Origin of the sequence: Plantactinospora siamensis (assembly GCF_042434095.1) — a bacterium.
Classification (GTDB): domain Bacteria; phylum Actinomycetota; class Actinomycetes; order Mycobacteriales; family Micromonosporaceae; genus KBS50.
Genome location: NZ_JBHLUE010000034.1, coordinates 249,096 through 273,723, shown reverse-complemented (window position 1 = coordinate 273,723; position 24,628 = coordinate 249,096). Strand labels below are relative to the sequence as shown.

General features: G+C 72.1%; 16 protein-coding genes. 13 read left to right on the top strand and 3 right to left on the bottom strand.

The genetic code is table 11. From position 1 onward, the window contains the following. Positions 1 to 47 precede the first annotated feature (47 nt). The 4 genes from ACFFHU_RS30350 to ACFFHU_RS30335 all read left to right on the top strand — a co-directional run bounded on the left by ACFFHU_RS30350 (position 48) and on the right by ACFFHU_RS30335 (position 2,478). The gene (locus ACFFHU_RS30350) at positions 48 to 833 is read left to right on the top strand and encodes an LmeA family phospholipid-binding protein (protein ID WP_377343924.1); all 786 of its coding nucleotides are present in this window, start codon (positions 48 to 50) and stop codon (positions 831 to 833) included. Between the two features lie 188 nt (positions 834 to 1,021). Further along, positions 1,022 to 1,099 (top strand): Ms5788A family Cys-rich leader peptide, encoded by a 78-nt coding sequence (locus ACFFHU_RS30345; protein ID WP_377344078.1) that lies wholly within the window; start codon positions 1,022 to 1,024, stop codon positions 1,097 to 1,099. Between the two features lie 199 nt (positions 1,100 to 1,298). Next, positions 1,299 to 2,147: a sulfurtransferase gene (locus ACFFHU_RS30340; RefSeq protein WP_377343923.1), complete on the top strand. Its 849-nt coding sequence runs from the start codon at positions 1,299 to 1,301 to the stop codon at positions 2,145 to 2,147. A gap of 1 nt (position 2,148) precedes the next feature. Beyond that, a complete protein-coding gene (locus ACFFHU_RS30335; RefSeq protein ID WP_377343922.1) occupies positions 2,149 to 2,478 on the top strand; it encodes a DUF1416 domain-containing protein in 330 nt (109 codons plus the stop codon). Positions 2,479 to 2,638: 160 nt separating this feature from the next. Here the strand turns inward: ACFFHU_RS30335 and ACFFHU_RS30330 are convergent, their stop codons facing one another. Beyond that, a complete protein-coding gene (locus ACFFHU_RS30330; protein WP_377343921.1) occupies positions 2,639 to 7,132 on the bottom strand; it encodes a S8 family serine peptidase in 4,494 nt (1,497 codons plus the stop codon). A 301-nt stretch (positions 7,133 to 7,433) separates the two neighbouring features. On the opposite strand from ACFFHU_RS30330, the gene ACFFHU_RS30325 reads away from it, so the two are divergent. The 5 genes from ACFFHU_RS30325 (at position 7,434) to ACFFHU_RS30305 (ending at position 20,851) form a co-directional block, all read left to right on the top strand. Then, a complete protein-coding gene (locus ACFFHU_RS30325; RefSeq protein ID WP_377343919.1) occupies positions 7,434 to 8,003 on the top strand; it encodes a winged helix-turn-helix domain-containing protein in 570 nt (189 codons plus the stop codon). 80 nt (positions 8,004 to 8,083) lie between these two features. Continuing rightward, on the top strand, positions 8,084 to 8,593 hold the full coding sequence (locus ACFFHU_RS30320; RefSeq protein ID WP_377343918.1) for a type 1 periplasmic-binding domain-containing protein: 510 nt from the start codon (positions 8,084 to 8,086) through the stop codon (positions 8,591 to 8,593). A gap of 163 nt (positions 8,594 to 8,756) precedes the next feature. Next, the gene (locus ACFFHU_RS30315) at positions 8,757 to 19,550 is read left to right on the top strand and encodes a LamG-like jellyroll fold domain-containing protein (RefSeq protein WP_377343917.1); all 10,794 of its coding nucleotides are present in this window, start codon (positions 8,757 to 8,759) and stop codon (positions 19,548 to 19,550) included. A 21-nt stretch (positions 19,551 to 19,571) separates the two neighbouring features. Further along, entirely contained in the window at positions 19,572 to 19,802 is a 231-nt protein-coding gene (locus tag ACFFHU_RS30310; RefSeq protein WP_377343916.1) for a hypothetical protein, read from the top strand. Between the two features lie 62 nt (positions 19,803 to 19,864). After that, positions 19,865 to 20,851 (top strand): hypothetical protein, encoded by a 987-nt coding sequence (locus ACFFHU_RS30305; protein WP_377343915.1) that lies wholly within the window; start codon positions 19,865 to 19,867, stop codon positions 20,849 to 20,851. A gap of 188 nt (positions 20,852 to 21,039) precedes the next feature. On the opposite strand, the gene ACFFHU_RS30300 is transcribed toward ACFFHU_RS30305, so the two are convergent. After that, on the bottom strand, positions 21,040 to 21,402 hold the full coding sequence (locus ACFFHU_RS30300) for a DsrE family protein (RefSeq protein ID WP_377343914.1): 363 nt from the start codon (positions 21,400 to 21,402) through the stop codon (positions 21,040 to 21,042). Positions 21,403 to 21,425: 23 nt separating this feature from the next. Here ACFFHU_RS30300 and mtfM point away from each other — a divergent pair, with 23 nt between their 5' ends. Both mtfM and ACFFHU_RS30290 read left to right on the top strand, forming a co-directional pair. Then, the gene (mtfM, locus tag ACFFHU_RS30295; protein ID WP_304528807.1) at positions 21,426 to 21,530 is read left to right on the top strand and encodes a small membrane protein MtfM; all 105 of its coding nucleotides are present in this window, start codon (positions 21,426 to 21,428) and stop codon (positions 21,528 to 21,530) included. A gap of 83 nt (positions 21,531 to 21,613) precedes the next feature. Continuing rightward, the gene (locus ACFFHU_RS30290; RefSeq protein WP_377344077.1) at positions 21,614 to 22,186 is read left to right on the top strand and encodes a heme-binding beta-barrel domain-containing protein; all 573 of its coding nucleotides are present in this window, start codon (positions 21,614 to 21,616) and stop codon (positions 22,184 to 22,186) included. 4 nt (positions 22,187 to 22,190) lie between these two features. On the opposite strand, the gene ACFFHU_RS30285 is transcribed toward ACFFHU_RS30290, so the two are convergent. After that, positions 22,191 to 23,051, bottom strand: coding sequence for an aminotransferase class IV (locus ACFFHU_RS30285; protein ID WP_377343913.1), 861 nt, complete (start codon positions 23,049 to 23,051; stop codon positions 22,191 to 22,193). Between the two features lie 35 nt (positions 23,052 to 23,086). On the opposite strand from ACFFHU_RS30285, the gene ACFFHU_RS30280 reads away from it, so the two are divergent. Both ACFFHU_RS30280 and ygfZ read left to right on the top strand, forming a co-directional pair. Next, the gene (locus ACFFHU_RS30280; protein WP_377343912.1) at positions 23,087 to 23,509 is read left to right on the top strand and encodes a Fur family transcriptional regulator; all 423 of its coding nucleotides are present in this window, start codon (positions 23,087 to 23,089) and stop codon (positions 23,507 to 23,509) included. After that, positions 23,506 to 24,612, top strand: a complete 1,107-nt coding sequence (ygfZ, locus tag ACFFHU_RS30275) for a CAF17-like 4Fe-4S cluster assembly/insertion protein YgfZ (protein WP_377343909.1) — start codon at positions 23,506 to 23,508, stop codon at positions 24,610 to 24,612. The genes ACFFHU_RS30280 and ygfZ overlap by 4 nt, the downstream gene beginning before the upstream one ends. Positions 24,613 to 24,628 lie beyond the last annotated feature (16 nt).

Sequence of the window (24,628 nt, the reverse complement as noted above, 5' to 3'; positions counted from 1 at the left end):
CTCGTTCGGGTAACGGGACTCGGACCCGATCGAGGCTTGGAGGCGACGTGGCTGGCGGCTATGCGTACGGGGAACGGCCGCGGCGGCGCGGCCGGCGGCTGCTGGTCGGCCTGCTTGTGCTGGTGATCGTGCTGGCCGGCCTGCTGGTGGTGGCCGACCGGGTGGCGGCCGGGTTCGCCGAGCGGACCATCGCCGACCGGGTTCGCCAGGAGGTCGCCAAGCAGGACGCCAGCGCCCAGGTCCAGTCGGTGTCGGTGGGTGGCTTCCCGTTCCTCACTCAGGTGCTGAAGGGGCGCTACGAGTCGATCTCGATGCGGCTGGCCGACGTGAACGGCGCGGTCCAGGGCAAGGGGGTGAGCCTGCCCCGGGTCGACATCGACGCCCGGAACGTGGACGCCCCCCTCGACACCCTGCGCTCGGGCAGCGGTGACGTGACGGCCGGCGCCGTGCACGGCACCGGAACGATCTCGTACGACAGCGTGGCCAAGCTGATCAACCGGCCCGGCGTCCAGCTCGCCGCGCAGAACGGCAAGCTCGGCATCACCGCCCCGGTCGACCTGCTGGGCCAGAAGTTCACCGTGCGCGGCACCGCCAAGCTGGCGGTGCAGAACGGTCAGGTGGCGCTCAAGTTCGACGACCTCACCGCCGACGAGCTGCCGAACATCCCGCTGGCCCAGGCGGCCCTGCGCAACTACGCCAGCCAGATCTCCATCAACATCCCGCTGCCGCAGCTGCCCTTCCAGCTCGCCGTCAAGGACGTGCAGCCGCAGCCGGACGGGCTGGCCGTGACGGCCGACGCCCGGAACGTCCCGCTGCGCTCGGTGTCCGGCTGACGCCGGCTCGCCCGCTCGCCGGCCGGCCCGTTCGCCGGCCCGCTCGCTCGCCGGCCGGCCCGCCGGTCGACCCGGTGCGGCCCCTTGGATCCGCCCGGATCGATCCGGCGGCCGTGACCTGGGTCTCGGCTCCCGGATCGTGGTCGGCTCTGGGGCTCGGGGCGGCCACGCTGGTAGGCTCCGCTTTCATGGGGACCTTCCTCACCAAGAGGCGCGCGGTCGACCTGTGCCGCGTGGCCACCTGCCTGTGTCGCACCGTCCACTGACGGCGCGGCAGCTTCCGGCCGCCTGACGCGGCCCGGCACGTGGAGTCCGTTCCCGGCTCCCCTTCCGCCCCCGGCACCGACGCCGTCGCACGAACCGTGATCCAACCGTCCTGGGTCCCGCGCGTGCCGACCGACAGATCGGGCAGTGACCCGCACGCGCTGGCTCACCACCACCCATCTGCGATCAGGGAGTGATCTGATGAGTCGCGACACCGTACTCGTCTCGGCCGACTGGGCCGAGAAGCACATCGGTGCGCCGGGGGTCGTCTTCGTCGAGGTGGACGAGGACACCTCGGCCTACGACGGCGGCCACATCGCCGGCGCGGTCAAGCTGGACTGGCGGACCGACCTGCAGGACCCGGTCCGCCGGGACTTCGTCAACAAGGCCCAGTTCGAGGCGCTGCTCTCGGAGCGGGGCATCGGCAACGACGACACCGTGATCCTGTACGGCGGCAACAACAACTGGTTCGCCGCGTACGCGTACTGGTATTTCAAGCTCTACGGCCACCGGGACGTGAAGCTGCTGGACGGCGGCCGCAAGCGGTGGGAGCTGGACGCCCGGCCGCTGGTCACCGACGCGGTGAGCCGCCCGGCCACCCGGTACGTGGCGCAGGAGCCGGACACGTCCATCCGGGCCTTCCGCGACGAGGTGGTCAACGCCATCGGCAGCCAGAACCTCGTCGACGTCCGCTCGCCGGACGAGTACGCCGGGCGGCTGCTGGCCCCGGCGCACCTGCCCCAGGAGCAGGCGCAGCGGGCCGGCCACGTGCCGACCGCGATCAGCGTCCCGTGGTCCAAGGCGGCGAACGAGGACGGCACCTTCAAGTCCGACGACGAGCTGCGCAAGCTGTACGCCGACGCGGGGCTCGACGAGGCGAAGGAGACCATCGCTTACTGCCGGATCGGCGAGCGCTCCTCGCACACCTGGTTCGTCCTGCACGAGCTGCTCGGCCAGCGTGCCGTGAAGAACTACGACGGCTCGTGGACCGAGTACGGCTCGCTGGTGGGCGTCCCGGTGGCGCTCGGCGATGAGCCCGGGGAGGCCTGAGATGACCGCTCCTGCTGCTCAGAGCGCGGCCGGTTGCGCCGCCCCCGACCAGGCCGCGCCGCTGCCGGCCAGCCTGGACCTGGAGAAGGAAACCGTCATCACCGGCGTGGTGAGCGCCGAGTCGGGCGAGGCCGTGGCCGGCGCGTACGTCCGGCTGCTCGACTCGACGGGTGAGTTCACCGCGGAGGTGGTGACCTCGCCGGCCGGTCAGTTCCGGTTCTTCGCGGCACCGGGCAGCTGGACGCTGCGGGCGCTGTCCCGGCACGGCAACGGCGACGCCACCGTGACCGCCGGCCGCGGCGTGAACGAGGTGGCCGTCACGGTCGGCTGACGGATCGGCAACGTACGCGGCGGCGCCGGCCGGGATCTTCCCGACCGGCGCCGCCGTCTATGCCGGCGCCGCCGTCCGTGCCGGCGCCGACCCCCCGGCCGTTAGGAAGGGCCCCTTGCTATACAAAAAGCGATAACAAGGGGCCCTTCCTTTCAGCCCGTCAGAGGCCGCTGGCGCGGTTGCCGCAGGGGGTGACCGGGGCGAGGACCCAGTCCAGGGTCTTGACGAATCCGGCGTCCACCTGGATCCGGGTCACCTGCGGGATCCAGCCGTCCTTGGCCGCGATCACCTCGTACCGGCCCTTGGGCACCCAGTAGACGTACCTGCCCTGGGCGTCCGTGCTGAGCGTGTATCCGGTGCCCGGCGAGCCGAGCGAGTTGACCCGGACGGTGGCGCCCTTGACCGGCACCCGGTCGCCCGCGCAGGTCTGCCCGACCACCGTGCCCTGCAGCTTGCCCCAGCTGGCCGGCGGCTGGACGTGCATGGTGACCGGCACGTCCCCGACCTGGTACGGGGTGTCGGACCGGAATCCCAGCTCGGCCGTGTAGGTGCCCGGCTGAGCCACCCCGGCCGCCGCCGTGGCGGTCAGGGTGACCGTCACGGTCCGGGACGCGCCCGGGGCCAGGGTGAAGGTCTCCGGCGACTCGGACAGCCACGGCACGTCGCCCTCGTCGACGCACCGGTCGAGCCCGGGCAGGTGCTCGGTCTCCTTCGATCCGACGAACGAGGTGGGCGAACCGCCGATCTTGTACGCCCCGCACGAGCCCGCGCCGCGATACCGGCTGAACTGCGCGTTCGGCAGGTCCTGCCAGGCGCCGGCCGCGGGGTCGTACCCGATGGTCCGGTTGGTCACCGCGGTGGATCCGCCGGTGACCCCGCCGGCCAGCACGAGCAGGCCGTTGGCGGCCGCGTACTGCGACCCCCACAGGTCGGTCGGCATGTCCGGCAGCCGCGCCCAGTCGTCACCCGCCGGGTCGTACCGGTAGGTGTCGGTGAACTCGGTGCTGCCCAACCCGCCGGCGCAGTAGACGCCGCCGGAGATGCCACCGCAGGACAGCCAGGACACCGAGTGCGGGTACGCGGCGCCGGCGCTGAACGAGGCGGTCTTCGGGTCGAACACCACCGTCGAGTCCGAGTCGGTGCATTCGGCGTCGGCGCAGCCAGCCACCAGGTAGACCTTGCCGCCGACCACCGCGCCGCCGGCCGCGGCCCGGGGCGCCGGGTTGGTCACCCCGGACAGCGTGCTCCACGAGCCCGTGGCCGGGTCGAAGACGTCCACGCTGGCCACCGGCGTGCCGTCGGCCGCCCAGCCGCCGAGCACGTACAGCCGGCCGTTCACCGCGGCGGCCGTCGGCTTCGACCGGGCCGAGGGCAGGTCCGGCAGGGTCGTCCAGGCGTCGCCATCCGGGTCATAGACGTACGCCTTGGCGGCCAGCCCGGTGTCCGAGCCGCCACCGACCGAGTACACCTTGCCGTTCAGCGTGGCCGCCGCGTTGTCGTACAGCTCGGCGGGCAGGTCGGCCACCCGTACCCAGGCGTCGTCGATCCCCGGCGAGCGCGAGGAGCTGGCCGGGTTTGCCAGCCCCGCAGTCGCGAGCGAAGACTGGCTCGGCGCGGCGGCGGCCGGGTTGCCCCTGGCGCCGTACTTCACCCCCTTCTGGGCCTTGCTGATGCCCTTCATCCGGTGCTCGGACAGCGCCGCGCCCTGGCGGCCGAGCAGGTCGAACCCGCCGGGCCGTTCCAGCACCTGCACGGTGGCCGCCGCGCTGCCGGAGTTGGTCACGGTGAGCGTCGTGCTGCGGGTGCTGCCGTACGGCTGGTACGACTCGATGCTGCCCGGCGTCACGCTGAGCCGGCCGGCCTTGAGGGCGAAATCGGCCCGCTTCACCGCGTCGGCCACCACCGTCACGGTCTTGGTGGCCGGGGCGTACGGCGACTTGGTGGCGGTGAACTTGTGCGCGCCGACCTGGCTGGAGAACAACCAGTAGAACCCGTCCGGAATGTTCGGATCCTCCGGGGTAGCCGCCGAGATGCCGCTGTCGGCGGGCGTGTCCACGCTGGACACCTTCACCCCGTTGAGCGGGCTGCCGGTGTTCTGGTCGGTGGTGAAGCCGACCACCAGGCCGCCGGTCGCCGGCGTGCAGTTGCGGTTGATGATCTGGACGTTGTCGACCTCCCACCACCAGTCCCAGTCACCGACGTAGTGGAACCGGACGAGGGCGCCGGCCGCGCCCGCCGCCGGGGTGAGCGGCACCTCCTCGACGGTCGGCCCGCGCCGGCTGGCCGTCTGATGCCATACGTTGGTCCAGGTCGCGCCGTTGTCGACCGAGACGTCGACGTCCGCCGAGTCGTCGGTGCCGACCGCCCGGAAGTCGCTGTTGAAGCGCAGCACCGGGGCGTTCGCGCCGGACAGGTCGACCGGCGGGGTGCGCAGGTCGGTGTCCTGGCTGTTGTCGATCCCCAGGGCGTCGCTGTCGACGATCGCGAAGCCGCCGGCGCCGCCGGTCAGGTTCCCCCGGCCGCCCGGGTCGTCGAACTGCCAGCCGCCGCCGGAGGTCCGGTTCACCACCGACCAGCCGGCCGGGGTGCCGGCGCCGTCGAAGGACTCCGACAGCAGCGGCGCGCTCAGGCTGGCCGAGTACCCGGGCGCCGTGCAGGACGCGTCGACCGGTACCGCGATGTTCACCGTCTTGTTCGCGGCCGCCACGGCAACGTCGGTGGTCACCGTCCGGTAGCCCGGGTACCGGACCGTGGTGGTGAGCTTGTACGTCGCGTCGCCCGGCACGGTGAACGAGAACCGGCCGTCGACCGGGTTGGTGAAGATCGGGCCACCGGGTCGGCCGGTGACCTCGATCCTGGCGTACAGCGGCCAGCCGTGCCCGGAGCCGTCGGTGACGGTGCCGGAGATCGTCACGGTCGGCGAGGCGACCAGGGCGAAGTCGCGGGTCACGGCCCCGCCCTCCGGCACCGTGACGGTGGCGGTCTGGCTGGCGTAGCCGTACGCCGTGGCCGTGACCGTGTGCTCGCCGGCCGGCAGGGTCAGGGTGTACCGGCCGTCGGCGCCGGTGGTGGCGCTCCGCCCCTCCGAGCTGACCGTGGCGCCGGCCAGCGGCGCCCCGGTGCCGGCGTTGGTGACCGTGCCGGTCACCCGGCCGACCGCGCCGCGCGGGGCCGCCGTGACCGCCTGGTACGCGTTGAGCCGGCCCTCGCCGTAGACGTTGTTGTCGTCGGCCGTGCCGCCGCAGCTGGTGTCGTTTACGTCGGTGGCGGAGTCGTCGAGCAGGGCGGCGGTGGCCGCGAGGTCACCGCGCAGGCTCGGCGCGGCCGACCAGAGCAGCGCCACCGTGCCGGACACGTGCGGCGCGGCCATCGAGGTGCCGCTGGCCCGTGCGTAGGTGTTGTTCGGCACGCTGGACCGGACGTCGGCGCCCGGCGCCGCGATGTTCGGCTTGATCCCGCCGTCGACCCGGGACGATCCGCGGCTGGAGAAGTCGGCGATCTGGTTGTTGATGTCGTACGCGCCGGCCGAGTAGGTCTCCGGGTAGTCCCCCGGGGAGCCGGCCGTGTCGCAGGCCGGGCCGGCGTTGCCGTTGGAGAAGGTCGGGAAGATGCCGGCCGCGCGCCAGGCCGCGACGGTCTGCTGGTACCACGGGTCGTTCTGGCCGCCGCCCCAGGAGTTGTTCACGATGTCCGGGTGCAGGTCGGGCCGCGGGTTCTGGCCGTTCAGGTCGGTGGGCGCGAGCACCCACTGGCCGGCCGCCAGCAGCGACGCGTCGGAGCACTGGTCGGTCTCGCAGCCCTTGGCGGCGATCCACTTCGCGCCGGGGGCGACGCCGATCTGGTTTCCGGCGCCGTCGTCGCCGACCATCGTGCCCATCGTGTGCGTACCGTGGCCCTCGTTGTCGCACGGCGCCGCGCTCGGGCAGATCCCGGCCGGGTCGTACCAGTTGTAGTTCTGGTCGAAGCTGCCGTTGCCGAGGTTGCCGCGGTACTTGCCGACCAGCGCCGGGTGGTCGTACTGCACCCCGCTGTCGATGTTGGCCACCACGACGCCCTCGCCGCGGTCGCCGTACTCGCTCCAGACCCGCGGCGCCTCGATGTTGGTGAGGCCCCACTCCACCGCCTGCGTTCCGGCCCGGGCGGCGGTCTTGCCGCCGGCGCCGACCGTCGGGCTCACCGGGTCCACCAGCTTGTACGTCCGGGCCGGCTCAAGGCGTTCCACATCGGACCGCGCGGCGATGAGGTCGACCAGGGCCTTGTCGCCGGTCACCCGCACGGCGTTGGCGATCCAGTACGCCGTGTACGGCGCCTTCCGCTCAGCCAGCAGGGAGCGCAGCCCCGCCTGGCTCCGCTGGGCGGTCCCGGTGAGCCGCTGATACACCTCGGTGGCCCGGGCGCCGGAGTCGCGCAGGCCGGCCGTCCCGCTCAGGCTGGCCCGTTCGCGCAGGTACACGGTGAAGCTGGTGCGTCCCTTGGTCGCCAGCTCGGCGAGCAGATCCTTGTTTACCGTGGCCCGGGCGCCGTCGCCCGCGGCCTGCGCCGCGGTCGACATCACCGGTTGGGCGGTCACGCCGAGCAGCACGGCGGCCAGGACGGCCACCGGCCGTCGCAGCCACGCCCCCCGGGATCGCCGTCCTGTTGGTCGGATGGACATCGTTCCTCCCCACCTGAATGACGCCGTTCGTCCGGGCTGGCCGGCGCCGGTGCCGCGGCCCCGGGATGTCCGGCGCCGCCCCGCGCGGGGATGGGGTGTCCGCCCTCCCCGCCTGGACCTGCTGTCATGCTCAATTCGGCAAGCCACGGTGATCAATGGATGGGGTCGGCCAGTATCGGGTCGAAATCGCGTCAGCCGACCGAGGACCGACCGAATGCGGCCCGATATCGGTCCTCATCGGTGTTGACGCCCGTGGATGGGTCGCGTTGGCTTGGGCTACGGACGGCCGCGGGGAGGTTCGGTGTCGAACGGACAACTGGCGTTGGTGGTGTGCGTATCGGCCGACCGGGGCCTCCGGGAGCGCCTGATGCGACGGCTGGATGATGTGGGGCCGCTGGTCCTCTGCTCGGACCTGGCCGAACTGCGGGCCATGCTCTTTCCCGCCCCCGGCGAGGTCCCACACGCACCCGCCCCCGGCGAGGTCCCGCAGGCACCCGCCCCCGGCGAGGTCCCGCACGCACCCGCCCCCGGGCCCGCCGCCGAGCCCGTCGGCAGTACCGGCGCCGACCGGCCGGGGCCACTCGGCCAGCTGACCATGGACCCCGACGGGCACCTGGTGAGCTGGCGCGGCCGCCCACTGGCGCTCAGCCGGCTCGAACGCCAGCTGCTGGCCCGGCTGGCCAGCCCGCCGGTGCGGGTGTGGACGTACGAGCGACTGTTCGCCTCGGTCTGGGGCGGCGCGTACCTGGGCGACACGGCGATCCTGCACTCGGCGGTGAAGCGACTGCGGCGCCGGCTGCGGACCGTGGACGGCGGTCCGCGGGTGCAGACGGTGCGCGGCGTGGGGTACCGGATCGCCCTCGGCGACTGATCCGCCCCCCGGGCGGCGGCGACGGCGACGTAGGGTCTCTTCCCGACCGGGCCGGGGAGCCCGGCGGTTGGGGGTGGGGCATGCCCGCGTTGTCGCGTCGACAGTGGATCCTGGCCGGGCTCGCGGCCCTCGTCGTGCTGACCGGGCTGGTGACGTGGCTGGTCTGGCCGTCCGGCGGGGAGGCGCCGCGGGAGCGGCGCTACGGCTCGTTCACGGCCTGCCTGCTGACCGACGACAAGGGCCTGGCCGGCGAGCAGGCCAGGGCCAGTTGGGCCGGCATGCAGCAGGCGTCCCTGGCCACGGCCGCCAAGGTGCAGTATCTGAGCGTGGCCGGGGCGCAGACCCCGAGCAACGCGGCCAGCTACTTCAACTCCCTCGGCGTGCAGCGGTGCGGCCTCATCGTGGCGGTCGGGCCCGGTCCCGTCGCGGCCACCGCGGCCGGTCACGGGCAGTTTCCGGGCGTGCGTTACCTGATCGTCGGCAGCTCACCCGACCCGGCCCTGCCCGCCGTGCCCGCCGCCGGTCCGGACGCCATCACCGCGGCCGTTCGGGACCGGATGACCGAGGCGGTCCATAACGCTCCTAAGTGATCTCATACTTTTGGATACCTTGTTTTCCCAGCCAACGTCCAGGAAGCTTCTCGCGTAAGTGGATCACGGGGGAGGGGCTGCCATGGGCGGTCAGCTGATGGATGCTGCGCGGATTCCGGTCCGGCGCCGGCGGGCGGGCCGGTGGGGATCGGCGGCCCGGCGCGTGGCAGCCGTGCTCGTCGCGGTGCTCGCGCTGACCGTCGCGGTCCCCCAGCCGCCAGGAGCGGGCCAGGGCGGCGCCGGCTGGCCGCTCGGCTGGCTCCGATCCGCCCTGTCGATGCGGATCTCCTGGGCCGGCGTCCCGCCGGTTCCCCACCAGCAGAGCGGCCGGTCGGTGCCCGGTCACTACGTAAAGGCCGCGCCCGGCCGGGCCAAGGGCAGTGGCGAACGCGCCAGGGGCGAGCTGGCGCGCTTCCAGCCGCACCGGCCGGCGGCCGGTGTCCGGACGACCGGCCCGGGCCGGTCCGGCTTCGACAAGCGGACCAGCAAGCGGCTGATGCCGGCGTCCACGGCGAACACCGAGGTCTACCAGAACGCCGACGGTTCGGTCACCCGGCGGGTCTTCGAGCGCCCGGTCAACTACCGCGACAGCGCCGGCGCCTGGCACGCCATGGACAGCACGCTGGTACGCGGCGCCGACGGCCGGTACCAGGTGCGGGCCAATCAGCTCGGCATCAGCTTCGCTGGCGCCGCGGCCGCCGGATCGGGTGCCGCCGGTTCGGGTGGCGCGGCCGGCGGCCCGCTGGTGACCATGCCGCTGGGCGGTGACCGGTCGCTCGGGTACGGCCTGGCCGGCGCCGCGCCGAGCCCGGCCCGGGTGGACCGGGAGACCCTCACCTACGACGACGTGTTCCGCGATGTCGACGTGACGCTGGCCGTGGCGGGCGCGGCCGTCAAGGAGACCCTGGTGCTGCGCTCCGCGCAGGCGCCCACGGAGTACACGTACCCGCTCACCCTGCGCGGCCTCACGCCGCGGATCGACGCCGACGGCGCCGCCGTCTTCACCGCGGCCGACGGCTCGGTGGCCGCCCGGATGCCGGTCGGCTATCTCGAGGATGCCAGCGTCGACAAGTCGGGCAGCGGCGCGATCTCGCACAATGTCGCGTACCGGATCGTGCCGTACGGCTCGGGCTGGGCGCTGCGGATGAGCTTCGACGCGGCCTGGCTGCGCGATCCGGCCCGGAAGTTCCCGGTGCTGCTCGACCCGTCCACCGGCACCATCGCCGACACCACCGCGGACCTCTACGTCCAGTCGGACACCACCGAGGTGGACCGGTCCGGCGAGGACAACGTTGCGCTCGGCACGTTCGACGCCACGGCCACCGGCAGGGCCCGCGCGCTGCTGCCGTTCCCGACCTTCGGCTCCACGTACGCGGGCAAGAAGCTGAGCGCCGCCGACCTGAACGTGTTCATGAGCTACCAGGGTGTCGGCGGCACCTGCGCCGCGCGGCGGTTCGACGTCTACCGGGTCACCGCCAACTGGTCCAGCAGCGTCCGGTTCGGCACCTACCCGGCGCTGTCGGCCTCGATCGGCAACGCGTCGCCGACCAGCACCGCGGCCTGCGGCAACACGGCCAAGACGCGGAACGTCGGCACCTGGGTGTCGGTGCCGTTGACCGTGAGCGAGGTCAACGAGTGGGTGACCGGCGGCGGCAACTACGGTCTCGCGTTGAAGGCCAGCGAGACCGACACGGCCGCGTGGAAGCGGTTCACCTCGGCCAACTCGACGCTCACCTGCACCCACGCCACGTACGGCTCGATCAAGTGCACCCCGTTCATCGACGTGACGTACACCGACAACGTGGCGCCGCAGGTGGACGTGCGCTACCCGGCCGACAACTACACCGTGAACAGCCTGACCCCGGAGCTGGCGGCCGGCGGCCACGACTCGGACAGCTGGCCCAACAAGGGGCTGCGATACACGTTCGTGGTCAAGAACTCGGCCGGCACGCAGGTGGCAACCTCCGGCTGGGTCGCCTCGGGCGTCTGGCGGGTGCCGGCCGGCGTCCTCGCCTGGGGGCAGACGTACAGCTACACCGTCCAGGTGAACGACTACTCGTCCAGCTCGGCCGTCAGCACGGCGTACGCGTTCAGCACGGCCGTGCCGCAGCCGGTGATCACCTCGGACCTGGCGCAGAACGGCGGCAAGGGTTACGAGCCGAGCACCGGCAACTACACCACCGCCGAGAGCGACGCCGAGGTGGCCACCGCCGGCCCGGCGCTGTCGATCACCCGGGACTACAACAGCCGGGACACCCGGGCGGACAGCGCCTTTGCCCAGGGCTGGTCGTCCATCCTGGACATGCAGGTCCGGGAGCAGCCGGACGCCGGTGGCGTGCTGCAGACCGTCGCGGTGCGCTATCCCAGCGGTGAGGAGGTCGCCTTCGGCCGGAACGCGGACGGCACGTTCGTGCCGCCGCTGGGCCGGTTCTCCGTCTTCAAGACGATGACCGGCGGCTACTCGCTGACCGACAAGGATGCCACGTCGTACGAGTTCACCCGCTCGGCCGGCAACGGGGTCTACCGGATCACCCGGATCGCCGACGCCTCGGGCCGGGCCGAGACGTTCCACTACGACGCCGACGGCCACGTCGACCAGGTCGTCTCGGGCTCCTCCGGCCGCACCCTGTCGGTCACCTGGGCCACCCCAGCCGGCGCGAGCGCTCCGCACGTGGCCACGGTGCTCACCGACCCGGTCACCCCGGGCGACAACGCCACCCGGCTCACCTGGACCTACTCCTACGACAGGGACAACCTCACCGGGGTCTGCCCGCCGGGTGACGGCACGCACTGCACGGGGTACGCGTACACCACCGCATCCCAGCACGAGGCCGTGACGCTGAACGCCGACCCGTACTCGTACTGGCGGTTGAACGAGGCGCCGGGCGCGACCAGCGCGATGAGCTCGGTGCTGTCCAACGACGGCGCCGACAACGCCACGTACACCAACGTGGCGCTCGGCGCTCCCGGTCCGCTGGCCGCCTCGGACTCCACCGCGGCCACCTTCAACGGCACCAGCTCGCTGGTGCAGCTGCGGCAGAAGGTGGTGGCCAAGGAGTCGTACCAGTCCGCGAGCCTGTGGTTCAAGACGGCCACGGCGGGCGGCGTGCTGCTCGGCTATTCCCAGGGCACGGTGACGCCGGGCGCCACCACTCCCGGCAACTACCTCCCGGCCCTCTACATCGGCCAGGACGGCAAGCTGCGCGGCGAGTTCTGGAACAACAACATCAGCAACCTGCCGACCTCGGCAAAGACGGTCAACGACGACCAGTGGCACCATGTCGTGCTCGCCGGCAACGGCGGCAACCAGACGCTCTACCTGGACGGCGCCGTGGCCGGTACGGCCACCGGCGCCATCGACATGAGCTTCGCCGGCACCCCGAACGTGTACGTCGGGGCCGGATTCCTCGGCGGGTCCTGGCCGAGCCAGCCGAACACCACCGCCACGGCGTCGTTCTTCACCGGCTCGATCGCCGACGTGTCGCTGTACAACCAGGCGCTCACCGCGAGCACCGTCACGTCCCTGTACGGCAGCGGCCGGGCGGGCACCGCCCAGCTGTCGAAGATCACCAGCGAGGCCGGCCGGGTTCAGGCCACGGTCGACTACGACCGGGTCTCCGGCCGGGTCAGCCGGGTGACCGACGAGAACGGCGGGGTCTGGAAGATCGGCGTCCCGCAGGGCATCGCCTCCAGCCAGGGGTACGTGTCGGCCGTCCTCGGCGCCCGGCCGCGGGACTACTTCCGGCTCGGCGACATCGACGCCCCGGCCGACGCCCGCAACGAGGTCATCGGCGGCTCGATGCAATACCACAACGTCGCCTTCAACACGACCCAGCCGAACACCACGAGCCCGTTCGCGGATCGCTACGGCGCCGTGTTCAACGGCACCTCGGCGTACCTGAGCGGGACCGGCGACACCGCCAGCGGCACGACGGACGGTCCCGAGTCGGTCGAGATGTGGTTCAAGGTGCCGGCCGGCACCACCAAGAGCGGCGTGCTGTACAGCTACTCCGGCACACCCGGGACCTCGAGCAACGTGCCGGCGCTCTACATCGGTTCGGACGGCATCCTGCGCGGTGGCATGGAGCAGACCGGCGCGGCCATCACGATGAACACCGGGGTGAAGGTCAACGACGGGCTCTGGCACCACGTCGTGCTCGGCAAGGACTGGATGGCGAACGTCGAGGCCATCTACCTGGACAACAAGCTGGCGGCCGCCAAGACAGGGACCTACCAGACGATTGGCGGGCCGGCGTTCGTCGGCGCCGGCTACACCTCCGGGCTGGCCGGCTCGTCCGGGACCACCAGCTACTTCACCGGCAACATCGCCGAGTTCAGCTTCTATGACAAGATGCTGACCGCGGCACAGGTCAACGCGCACTACCTGGCGTCGAAGGCGGTCGGCTCGCCGACGGCCGACACCACCGGGCCGACCCTCACCCCGGTCTCCAAGGTGAGCGTCACCGACCCGACCGACAAGGTCTCCACCCAGTACTTCGACCTGGTCAACGGCAACCGGCTGATCGCCGACACCGACGTGCTGGGCAACACCACCAGCTACGGGTACGACGTGGGCGGCTTCGCCTCGGTGGAGTACGACCCGCTGGGCCAGGTCACCGAGTCCGGCAAGGACGTGCGGGGCAACACCATCCGGTCCACCACCTGCGGCCGGCCGCACAACGACGAGCTGAGCGAGTGCGACACCACGTACTACTCGTACTGGCCGGACGCCACCACCACGCAGCTCACCCCGGACGCGCGGAACGACCAGCTCACCGACATCCGGGACCCGCGCTCGCGGAACGACAAGGACGAGCGCTACCACACGACGTTCAGCTACGACACCGCCGGCAACCGCACCAGGATGGTCTCGCCGCCGGTGGCGGACTTCCCGAACGGCCGGACCGTGTCGATGACGTACACGACGGCCAGCACGCCCGCGGTGGGCGGCGGCACCACCCCGCCGGGGCTGCCACTGACCACCACCTCGGCCGCCGGCGCCACCCAGACCACCGCGTACAACGCGGCGGGGGACACCGTCCGGATCACCGACGCGACCGGCCTGGTCACCGAGTTCGGCTACGACGGGCTGGGCCGGGCCACCTCCCGGAAGGTCACCTCCACGGCCTACCCGGCCGGCCTCACCACCTCGTACGTCTACGACAACGACGGGCAGGTCGTCGAGTCGACCGAGCCGGCCGTGACGAACCGGGTCACCGGGGCCGTACACACGCTGCGCACCGTCGACTCCTTCGACGCGGACGGCAACGTGCTGACGCGTAGCCAGACCGACACCACCGGCGGGGACGCCGCGCGGGACACCACCAACAGCTACAACGGGTACGGCCAGCTGGTCAAGGCCGTCGACCCGACCGGCGTGGTCACGCTGTACGAGTACGACGCGTACGGCAACCAGACGGCCGAGACGACCTGCGACAGCAGCCCGGCCCCGTCGACGCCCTGCCCATCCGGGGACGTCCTGCGGGTCGTGCGGGACGACTACGACCCCGAGGGTCGGCTGCTCACCACCACGGTGACCGGCCGGGACGGCACCGTCACCCGGGTGGCCTCGAACGCCTACCTGGCCAACGGCGACCTGGCGTCCGAGACCGACGCGATGAACTGGACCACGAAGTACGACTACTACAGCGACGGCAAGGTCAAGAAGGTCAGCCGGACCGATGGCGTGCAGACCCAGGTGCTCGAGGAGAACACCTACGACGAGGCCGGCAACCTGGCCACCAAGAAGGAGAACAACGGCGCCACCACCACCAGCTACCTGTACGACCCGGCGAGCCGGCTGATCTCCGCCACCGTGGCCCCGGACGGCATCGAGCGGGTCAACACCTACAGCTACGACGGCGACGACCACCTGACGGCGACCCGGACGGCCGTGGGCGCCAACCGGTCCGTGCTCTCCACGAACCGCACCGGCTACGACGCGATGGGCCGGGTCACGTCGAGCAGCGTCGGCAAGTCCGTGGCCAGCGGCCCGGCCGGCTGGTGGAAGCTGGACGAGACGAGCGTCGACGACAACGCCGGCTTCCTGGGCCTGCGGCCCGCCATCAGCTACGACTCCTCCCCGTCGCACCACGACATGGAGTTCGACGCGAGCACCACCAGCACCGCCGGCGGGGTGGCCAACTTCAACGGCGTCTACACCATGCGTTCCCAGGACCGGGTGCTGGACACCACCCAGTCGTACTCGGTCTCGGCCTGGGCCAAGGTGGCCGACCTGACCACCGGGCACACCATCGTCGGCCAGGGCGGCAACAACCACGGCGCCTTCTTCCTGCAGTACAGCATCTCGCTGAAGAAGTGGGCCTTCATCTCGCCGTCCTCGGACTCGGCGACGCCGTCGGCGTACTACTCGGCGAACTCCAGCACGGCGCTGACCGCCAACACCTGGGTGCACCTGGTGGGCGTCTTTGACGCGAGCACCAAGGGGATGGCGCTCTACGTCAACAACGTGGCCGGCACCCCGGGCACCAACCCGACGCCGTTCGCCTCGACCCAGGGCCTCACCATCGGCGGCAACAGCTACGGCAACGGTGGCGGGAACACCATGAAGGGCTCGGTCGACAACGTCCAGGTGTACCAGCGGGCGTTGACCCCGGCCGAGGTGTCCACCCTGTATGCGGCCGGCAACGGCCGGACCGCGGGCGCGCTGTGGACCAACGAGATCACCACCGTCAACACGGTCGACCAGCGCGGCCTCACCACGTCGGTGCGCGACCCGCTCGGCAACGTCACCGACTACCAGTACGACGAGGCGGGGCAGGCCGCGCAGACCACGGCGCCGGCGGTGGACACCGAGGTGTTCGGCGGCACGGTGGTCAACGCCCGGCCGGTGAGCCGGATCGGCTACAACGCCTTCGGCGAGCAGGTGGAGGCGCAGGACCCGCTGGGCAACGTGATCCAGAACCGGGTCGACGCGGCCGGCCGGCCGGTCCAGACGATCCTGCCGGACTACACCCCGCCCGGTGGCGGCGCGCCGATCATCGGCGCCACCAGCCGGACCGGGTACGACAAGCTCGGCCAGCTGACCTCCAGCACCGACCCGCGGGACAAGACCACCACCTACGAGTACGACTCGCTGGGCAACGTCACCAAGGTCACCGGTCCCACCAACAAGTCGGCCACGGCCCGCTACGACGCGGTCGGGGATCTGCTGGACTCCGTGGACGCCACCGGCGCGAAGGTCAGCGCCACCTACGACATGCTGGGCCGCAAGCTCACCAGCAGCCAGGTGGTCCGGCAGCCGACCCCGGCCACGAACACCACCGTCTACGACTACGGCACCGGCGCGTACGGGTCGGGGCCCTGGCTGCAGAAGACCACCTCGCCGGAGGGCGTCGCCACCTCGTACGGGTACAACGCGCTCGGCGAGACGATCAGCGTCAAGGACGGCGCCAACAACACCACGCTGCTGGAGCACGACGGCCTCGGCCGGGTGGTGAAGACCACCAACCCGGACCAGACCAAGGACCTGGCCTCGTTCGACCCGGCCGGCCGGCAGGTCCAGACCTCCCACCTGGACGCCTCGAACGCCCAGCTGACCAGCGAGTCGGTGAGCTACGACGACAACGGCAACCCGACGTCGACCAGGGACGCCCGGAACACCACCACGACGCTCAGCTACGACGCGCTGGGGCGGATCACCGGGGAGACGCAGCCGACCACGGCCACCACCTCGATCAAGACCTCGTTCGGCTACGACGCGGCCGGCAACCGCACCCGGTTCACCGACGGCCGCAACATCTCCTTCTGGACCACGTACAACTCGTGGAACAAGCCGGAGTCGCAGATCGAGCCGGTCACCCCGGCGTACCCGGATCTGGCCGACCGCACCTTCAGCGTGGCCTACGACGCTGCGGGCCGGCCGACGGACCAGCTCTCGCCGGGCAACGTGCGGGTGCACAACAGCTACGACGACCTGGACCGGCTGACCGGGCAGACCGGCAGCGGGGCCGAGGCGGCGACCGCCGACCGCGCCTTCGGTTACGACGACGCGGGCCGGATCACCTCGCTGTCCGTGCCGTCCGGCACCAACACCATCGCGTACGACGACCGGGGGCTGCCGCTGTCGATCAGCGGTCCGCAGGACAACGTCTCGTACGCGTACAACAAGGACGGCGAGGTCACCTCGCGCAGCGACGCGGCCGGCACCACCTCGTTCGGTTACGACACGGCCGGCCGGTTCAAGACGGTCTCGAACGCCACCACCGGGATCAACGCGGTGCTCGGCTACAACGCGATGTCGCAGATCTCCTCGGTGACCTACGGCTCCGGCAACGTGCGGACGCTCGGGTACGACGGGCTGCACCGGCTCAAGACCGACACGCTGAAGAACGCCGCGGGCACCACGACGCTCGGCTCGATCACCTACGGGTACGACAACAACGGCAACGAGACGTCGAAGGTGACCACCGGCTTCGCCGGCGCCAGCTCGAACACCTACACCTACGACCTCGCCGACCGGCTCACCTCGTGGAACAACGGCAGCACCACGGTGGGGTACGGCTACGACGACGCGGGCAACCGCACGCAGGTCGGGTCGAAGACGTTCGCGTACGACGCCCGGAACCAGCTCGCCACCGAGAGCAGCGGCAGCGTGACGTACGCGTACACCGCGCGCGGCACCCTCAAGCAGACCTCCTCGGCGGCGGGCCAGCTGAACACGGTGAGCGACGCGTTCGGCGAGGTGCTGTCGCAGCAGGCCGCGGGCGGCACGAGCAGCTACACGTACGACGCCCTGGGCCGGGCCATCCAGCCGGGCTTCCGGTACAGCGGGCTCGGCAACGACCTCGCCCAGGACTCCGGGACCACCTACACCCGGGGTCCGAACGGCGAGCTGCTGGGCGCCGGTAGTGGCACCGGGGCGGGTTCGGCGTACACCTGGACCGACCAGCACGACGACGTGGTGGGGGAGTTCTCGGCCACCGGCACGGCGCTGGGCGGGTCCACCACGTACGACCCGCTGGGGGCCGTGCTGGCCACCGCGGGCATGGTGGGCAACCTTGGCTACCAGTCGGAGTGGACCGACGGGCTGACCGGCCGGGTGAACATGCTGGCCCGCTGGTACAACCCGGCGACCGGCCAGTTCGACACCCGGGACCCGGTCGCCAACAACCCGGTGCCGGATTCCGTCAACGCCAACCGGTTCCAGTACGGCGACGACAATCCGATGACCACGACCGACCCGACTGGCAACTGGGGCCTGCCGAGCTTCAAGTCGATCGTCAACGTCGTGACGCATCCGGTGGCGGCGGTGCAGACGGTGGTGCAGACCACCTACCACGCGGCGGTCAGCACGTACCACGCCGCCGTGAACACCTACCACTACGTGGCCTCGGGCAAGGCGTGGAAGGACGTCAAGAAGGCCGCCAAGAAGGTGGGTCACAAGATCCGGAAGGCCGCCCGGGTCATCAAGGACACCACGGTCCGGTGGGCCAAGAAGAAGATCCAAAAGGTCTCCGACGCGTACAACGCGGCCAAGAAATGCCTGTCCAAGGGTGCCAGCAAGTGCGTGAAGGAGACCGCCAAGAAGGCGGTCAAGAGCGCGGTGAAGAGCGTCAAGTCGACGGTCGCCGCGATCAAGAAGGATCCGTGGAAGTTCGTGGCCACCGCGGCCGTCGGCCTCGCCGCCACCGTGGCGGTGGGCGCCCTGTGCGCCACCGGCATCGGCTGCCTCATCCTGGCCGGCGCCGTGGCCGGTGCCATGTCGGCCGGCGCGGGCTACATGGTCGACGTGGCCCGGGGCGACGAGAAGTTCTCGCTCAGCACCCTCGCCAGCACAATGATCGAGGGCGGCCTGGACGGCGCCCTGTCGGCCGGCACCAGCAAGTTCACCGGCGGCGCCACCAAGCTGCTCGGCGGTGCCGCCAGCAAGATCCCCGGGCTCGGCTCGAAGCTGCCCGGTCTCGGTAAGGGCAAGGGCCTGCCGGGCGGCGAGGAGCCCTCGGCGGCATCGGCCCGGCCGCACGAGGGACCCGGGTCAGCGGGCGGTGGTACCTGCCCGATCCCGACCCGGCCGCACAGCTTCGACCCGGCCACCCGGGTGCTGATGGCGGACGGGTCGACCAAGGCGATCAAGGACGTGGCCCTGGGCGACAAGGTCGCCACCACCGACCCGGCGACCGGCGGGAGTCGCGGCGAGCCGGTCGTGGCGTTGCACAGCAACCGGGATCGAGACCTCACGCGGGTCACGGTCCGGGATGCCTCGGCCCACCATGCCGCCACGCTGAAGACCACTCAGCACCACCCGTTCTGGGACGCCACCGACCACCGCTGGGTGGACGCGGCGAACCTCGTGGTCGGTCACCAACTGCTGGTGCACGACGACAAGCGGACCGAGGGCGACGGCACCGGCGCCGGGATGGGAGGTGGTGGCCCCGGACATCGGGTCACCGTCGTCAAGGTCGAGAGCTTCTCCGGTGCGAAGACGATGCGCGACCTCACGGTCGCCGAGGTTCACACCTACTACGTCGTGGCCGGCCACGACGCGGTCCTGGTCCACAACAACAACCTGGTCAACCTGGGCTGCGGCAGGGCGACGAGCACGGCCAACTGGGTGGACGAAGGGGGCTTCCAGAACTCCACCCCGCCCGCCCCGAGCACTCAAGGCGGCTGGTTCAGGTATCAGAGCGGCGCTGCCGGTTCGAGGTCGAACCTGGCGACGGGAAGAGCTCAAGTGCCTCAGTACAGCGCGCCGGACGGCAATGGCGGCGTCATCACCGCCAAGTTCGACTCCGCCTTTGGCGACGAAGCCATCGATCGGAAGCTCGGGCTTACCCGCTTCGGCCGGGATGAGGCCGAACGGCAAGCGGCTGTTGCCAGCCATCACGGGTTCCAGGCGGTGTATGAACTACCCTCTCAAAAGAAGGTTGACCAGGCCAATGCGCTGCTCAATGAGTGGGGCGTCACTGGAATCCAAACCCGGGTGGGGAGTTGGTGAGCCGTGGTAGCGGATCATCTGTTGAAGGCGCTCGTCGCGGTCGTGGCGGTGCTCGAGGATGCCGCCAAGGTCGGCATGGACTCCCACTCGGCGGTGAACGCGCTGGAGAACGCCGGTTTCGAGCTCGATCAGATGGACGATCGGGAACGTCAGGAATTCGACGAGGTTCTCGAACGTGTTGCCGCCTCGGCTGATCCGGCGCAACGGGAGTGGATCCGCAACCTGCCGCGCAACCTCGGCATTGATTCTTGACGGTCGGCTCGGGACGGAGGGCTCAGGGCCAGGGCCGGGGGGCGCATGCCACGATTGGCGGCGTGAGCACTGACGCGCCGCCGGCCGAGCAGCCGGGTCCGCAGGTCGGCCCGCCGCCGGGCCGTCCGCGGCGGCGGATCCTGCCGTACGTGGTGGCGGCCTGGGCGATGCTGCTGCTGGGCCTCACGTACCTCTCGGTGCGGCACGACCCGCCGACCGTGCGGGAGCAGCGTAGCCTGGCCGAGGCGGCGCCGGTGGTGGACCGGGCGATCGGCGCCCTGGCGGCCGCGGCCGGTCCGGACGCGCTGCTCGAGCTCGGCGAGCCGCGGCTGGACCGGGGCTGCCGGTTGAGCGTCGCCCGGGACGGCGCGAGCCTCTCCCGGGCCGTGACCTTCCGGACCGCGCCCGGCGACGCGGGCGGGCTGCTCGACCGGATCTCGACGGGACTGCCGGCCGCCTACCGGTCGGACACCCGGGCGGTGCCGGACGGGCCCGGGCCGCGGCTGAGGGCCGATGCGGGCGGGTTCGTCGGGATCAATGGCGGGGTCACCGCGCCGGGGGTGATCGAGCTGACCGCGGCCACCGGCTGCCGGCCCGACTCGCCCCACCCGGCGATCTCGGGCCCCGCCGTCTCGGGCCCTGCCGTCTCGGGTCCCGCCGTCTCGGGACCTGCCGGTCCCGGGCCGGTCGCCCCGGGGCCCGCCGGGTCGCCGGGATCCGGGGCGCCGGGATCCGGGGCGCCGGTACGCGGCGAACTGTCCCGGGTCTTCGCGGCGCTCGCCCTACCGGGGTCGGATCCGGCGGCGGTGACCGCGGCTGTGACCACCGTCCGCGCCGGTTGTCCCGACGGTGGCGTGGCCGAGACCGACCGGGCCACGGCGGCCGGTACCCCGCCCGGCGGCCCGGCCGTCCGGTTGCGATCGCTGACCGGCGCCGGTCCCGCGGTGGTCGACACCCCCGAGCTGTACGGCTTTCGCGACGGGCAGCTCGGCGTGCTGGTCCGGATCGTGGACGGCGAGACCCGGGTCTCCGCCACCCGCGGCTGCTGATTCGCCGACCAGCGGCCCCGGGGTGACGGCTCGTGACCCTGGCGAACCCGATATCGACCTCGGCGGCCATACCTGAGAGTCATAATCATGACTCTCAGGTATGGCGGTTCACGGAGTGGCTGCCTCGTCCGAGGAACTTCGGGGGGTTCGACCGATTCGGGCGGTGAGGCGGGCCTGCCGTACGCCGGTCAGTAGACCAGTGCCTGCGCGCCATCGGCCATGGCCTCCTCGACGAAGGTGGCCGCCCCCGCGATCCGTACCCCGGGCAGCACGTCGGCCTCGGTGATCCCCCGCCGGGCCGCGCACTGGGTGCAGGCGGTGACCCGCCCGCTGGTCAGCAGGACGTGCAGCAGCTCGGCGAGCGGGGCCGAGTGCGGCAGCTCGAACTCGGCCGCCCGGCCGGGCAGCGCGAACCAGGTGGACTCGCCGGTCAACCACAGGGACACCTCGACACCGGCGGCCACGGCCGTGGCGGCGACGGTGAAGGCCTGCGCGCAGCGCTCCGGCGCGTCCGCTCCGGCGGTGGCCTTGACGACCAGGGTGCGTGCCATTCAGCCAGCATAGGATGGGCGCGATGGTTACCGAGATCGGGTTCGTCAGCCTGCTGGTCGCGGGTTTCGGCGCGCTCGCCGGTGGCCTGGTCTATCTGGCCGTGAAGATCTCGCGGGGACGTTGGTGAGCGCGAGGAGCGAGCCGGGTCTGCGAGCCCCAGTCGCGAACGAAAGGAATCCGGTGACCAGCACGCCTTCGGACGAGAACCCGATGCAGCCGCCGTGGCTCAACGCGCCTCCGGTCGAGCCGTACCCGTTCGAGGAGACGTACAACCTCCGGGTCGGTCCGGACCTGCACCCGGCGCTGCTGGGCCTGCTGCCGTACATCGGCCGGTGGCGCGGCCGTGGCCGCGGCGGCTACCCGACCATCGAGGATTTCGACTACGCGCAGGAGGTCGAGATCACCCACGACGGCCGGCCGTTCCTGCACTATCGGTCCCGGGCCTGGCTGCTCGACTCCGAGAGCAAGCCGGTCCGCCCGCTGGGCCGCGAGGTCGGCTGGTGGCGCCCGGTGCTGGACGGCGACCGCGCCACCGACGACCTGGAGGTGCTGCTCACCAGCCCCACCGGGGTGATGGAGCTCTACCTCGGCCGGGTCACCGGCACCCAGGTGGAGGTGGCCACCGACGCGGTGCTGCGGACCGCCACGGCCAAGGAGGTCACGGCCGGCAAGCGGCTGTTCGGGATCGTCGAGGGCGCGCTTCTCTACGCGCAGGAGATGGCGGCGGTCGGCCACGGCCTGTCGCCGCACCTGTCCGCCCGGCTGCTCCGGGTGGGCGGCTGACGGCTCACGGGGTGGGCGCGGGTGCCGGGAAGCCGAGCAGCTCCCGAAGGCGTCCGGTGTGCGGGGACGCCGGCAGGCCGATCCCGTCCAGCCGCCGGATCTCGGCGAGCCCGCGCCCGGACGAGGTGAGCCACGCCCCGCCGGTCGCCCGCAGATCGCCCGGGGTGGTCATCCGCTCCTCCGCGGACCAGCCCAGCTCGCCGGCGTGCCCGAGCAGCCACCTGGCGGTCACGCCCGGCAGCACGCCGGTGGCCGCGGCCGGAACCGTGCACAGGGTGTCCCCGTCCAGCCACACCACGCTGGCGGTCGGGGTCTCCAGCACGTACCCGTCGGTGGAGACCCAGAGCACGTCGTCCACGCCGTTAGCGGTGGCCCACCGTCGGCTGGCCGCGCTCACCGCCCAGGAGAGGGTCTTGTGCCCGGCCAGCAGCCACGGCAGGTCCCGGCGGGCCGCGGCCGTCACGCCGAGCGGCAGGGTGCGTACGGTGACGCCGTCCCGGCGGGCGCGGACCGCGGCCGGTGGCACCTCGGTGACCGTGGCGATCACGGCCGGAGCGCCATCGACGGGTCCCCGGGTGCAGGTGAGCCGGGCCGTCCCCTCGACGCCCGGCGGCCAGCCGGCGCAGGCCGTGGCCAGCAGCTCCACCAGCTCTGCGACCGGGGGCAGCGGCAGCTCCAGGGCCGTGGCGCCGGCCGCCAGCCGGGCCAGGTGCTCGGCCACCAGCCACGGCTGGCCGTCCCGGACGTGCATGGTCTCGAAGAGCCCGTCACCGAGCAGCAGGCCCCGGTCGTCGGCGCGCACCACCGGCTCGCCGGCCGGCACCACGCCCCGGCCCAGCACCGCGACTACCTGAAGGCCGGACATCCGGCAGATCGTAACCGGCGAACTATGCTCGGACGGTGTCGGAAACGCACCTCGCCGAACTCCTGCGGTCCCGTGGGCTGCGGCTGACCGCCCAGCGCCAGCTGGTGCTGCGCGCGGTCCATGACCTGGGTCACGCCACCCCCGAACAGGTGCATGCGGCCGTCCGCGAGGTGGCGTCCGGGGTCAACATCACGACCATCTACCGCACCCTGGAGCTGCTGGAGCGGCTGGGTCTGGTCCGGCACACCCACCTGTCGCACGGCTCGCCGACTTACCATGCGGCCGACGACGACCAGCACGTCCACCTGGTCTGCCGATCCTGCGGCCGGGTGGGTGACATGGACCCGGAGCTGCTGCGCCCGCTGGCCGACCGGCTCTGCGCCGAGCGCGGCTTCCGGGTGGATATCGGGCACGTGGCGCTGTTCGGCGTCTGCGGCGAATGCGGGGAGCGGACATGATCGATTTACCCGGTGCGGTTGCCGTCGAGGCGATCGACGAGGACACCCGGGACCGGCCCGACCCGGAGCACGCGGCCGCCGGGGTGCGGTCGGTGGCGGCGCACTACGGCGATCCGCTGCGGGAGCAGCGGCAGGCCGCCACCGAGGTGGCGCTGGTGGACCGCTCGCACCGGGGCGTGCTGGCCGTGCCCGGCGAGGAGCGGGCCGGCTGGCTGCACACCCTCACCTCGCAGCATCTGGCCACCATCTCCGCCGGGCAGGGTTCCGAACTGCTCGTGCTGTCCCCGCACGGGCACATCGAGCAGCACGCCATGGTGGCCGAGGACGGCACGACCGTCTGGCTGGACACCGAGCCGGGGGACACCGCCGGGCTGCTGGACTATCTGCTCAAGATGCGCTTCTTCACCCGGGTGGATCCGGCCGACGTCACCGCCGACTGGGCGCTGCTCTCCCTGGTGGGCCCGCGGGCCGCCGAGGCCGCGGCCACGCTCGGCGCGTCCGGGCTGACCGAGCCGGACCTGGCCGAGGTGCCGGGTCCGAAGTTCGCCGCCGGCTCCGTGCCGCCCCGACCCACCTCCCGGTACGACGTACGCCCGCTGCCGGGCGGCGGTTGGGCCCGACGGGTCCGGCTCGGGGTGGACCTGCTGGTGCCGCGCGCGCGGATCGAGGAGGTGGCGGCCACCCTCCGCGGGTCCGGCGTGCCCGCTGCGGGGCTGTGGGCGTACGAGGCGTTGCGGGTGGCGGCCCGGATCCCGCGGGTGGGCCTGGACACCGACCACCGCAGCATCCCGGCCGAGGTCGACCTGGTGGCCCCGGCCGTGCACCTGGACAAGGGCTGCTACCGCGGTCAGGAGACGGTGGCCCGGGTGCACAACCTGGGCCGGCCGCCGCGCCGGCTGGTGCTGCTGCATCTGGACGGCTCGGCCGGTGACCACCTGCCCGAGCCCGGTACGCCGGTCACCGCGGACGGCCGCTCGGTCGGCTTCGTCGGCTCGGCGGCGCTGCACTACGAGCTGGGCCCGATCGCGCTCGCGGTGGTCAAGCGCAACGTCGCCGACGACGCCCCCCTGCTGGTCGGCGCCGTCGCCGCGGCCATCGACTGAGCGGAAGGAAGGGCCC

Bases quoted from the DNA above. Each gene is read 5' to 3' on its own strand.
- ACFFHU_RS30345 (WP_377344078.1), top strand. From the start codon at position 1,022: ATGGGGACCTTCCTCACCAAGAGGCGCGCGGTCGACCTGTGCCGCGTG.
- ACFFHU_RS30340 (WP_377343923.1), top strand. From the start codon at position 1,299: ATGAGTCGCGACACCGTACTCGTCTCGGCCGACTGGGCCGAGAAGCAC.
- ACFFHU_RS30335 (WP_377343922.1), top strand. From the start codon at position 2,149: ATGACCGCTCCTGCTGCTCAGAGCGCGGCCGGTTGCGCCGCCCCCGAC.
- ACFFHU_RS30330 (WP_377343921.1), bottom strand. From the start codon at position 7,132: ATGTCCATCCGACCAACAGGACGGCGATCCCGGGGGGCGTGGCTGCGA.
- ACFFHU_RS30320 (WP_377343918.1), top strand. From the start codon at position 8,084: ATGCCCGCGTTGTCGCGTCGACAGTGGATCCTGGCCGGGCTCGCGGCC.
- ACFFHU_RS30300 (WP_377343914.1), bottom strand. From the start codon at position 21,402: ATGGCACGCACCCTGGTCGTCAAGGCCACCGCCGGAGCGGACGCGCCG.
- mtfM (WP_304528807.1), top strand. From the start codon at position 21,426: ATGGTTACCGAGATCGGGTTCGTCAGCCTGCTGGTCGCGGGTTTCGGC.
- ACFFHU_RS30290 (WP_377344077.1), top strand. From the start codon at position 21,614: ATGCAGCCGCCGTGGCTCAACGCGCCTCCGGTCGAGCCGTACCCGTTC.
- ACFFHU_RS30285 (WP_377343913.1), bottom strand. From the start codon at position 23,051: ATGTCCGGCCTTCAGGTAGTCGCGGTGCTGGGCCGGGGCGTGGTGCCG.
- ygfZ (WP_377343909.1), top strand. From the start codon at position 23,506: ATGATCGATTTACCCGGTGCGGTTGCCGTCGAGGCGATCGACGAGGAC.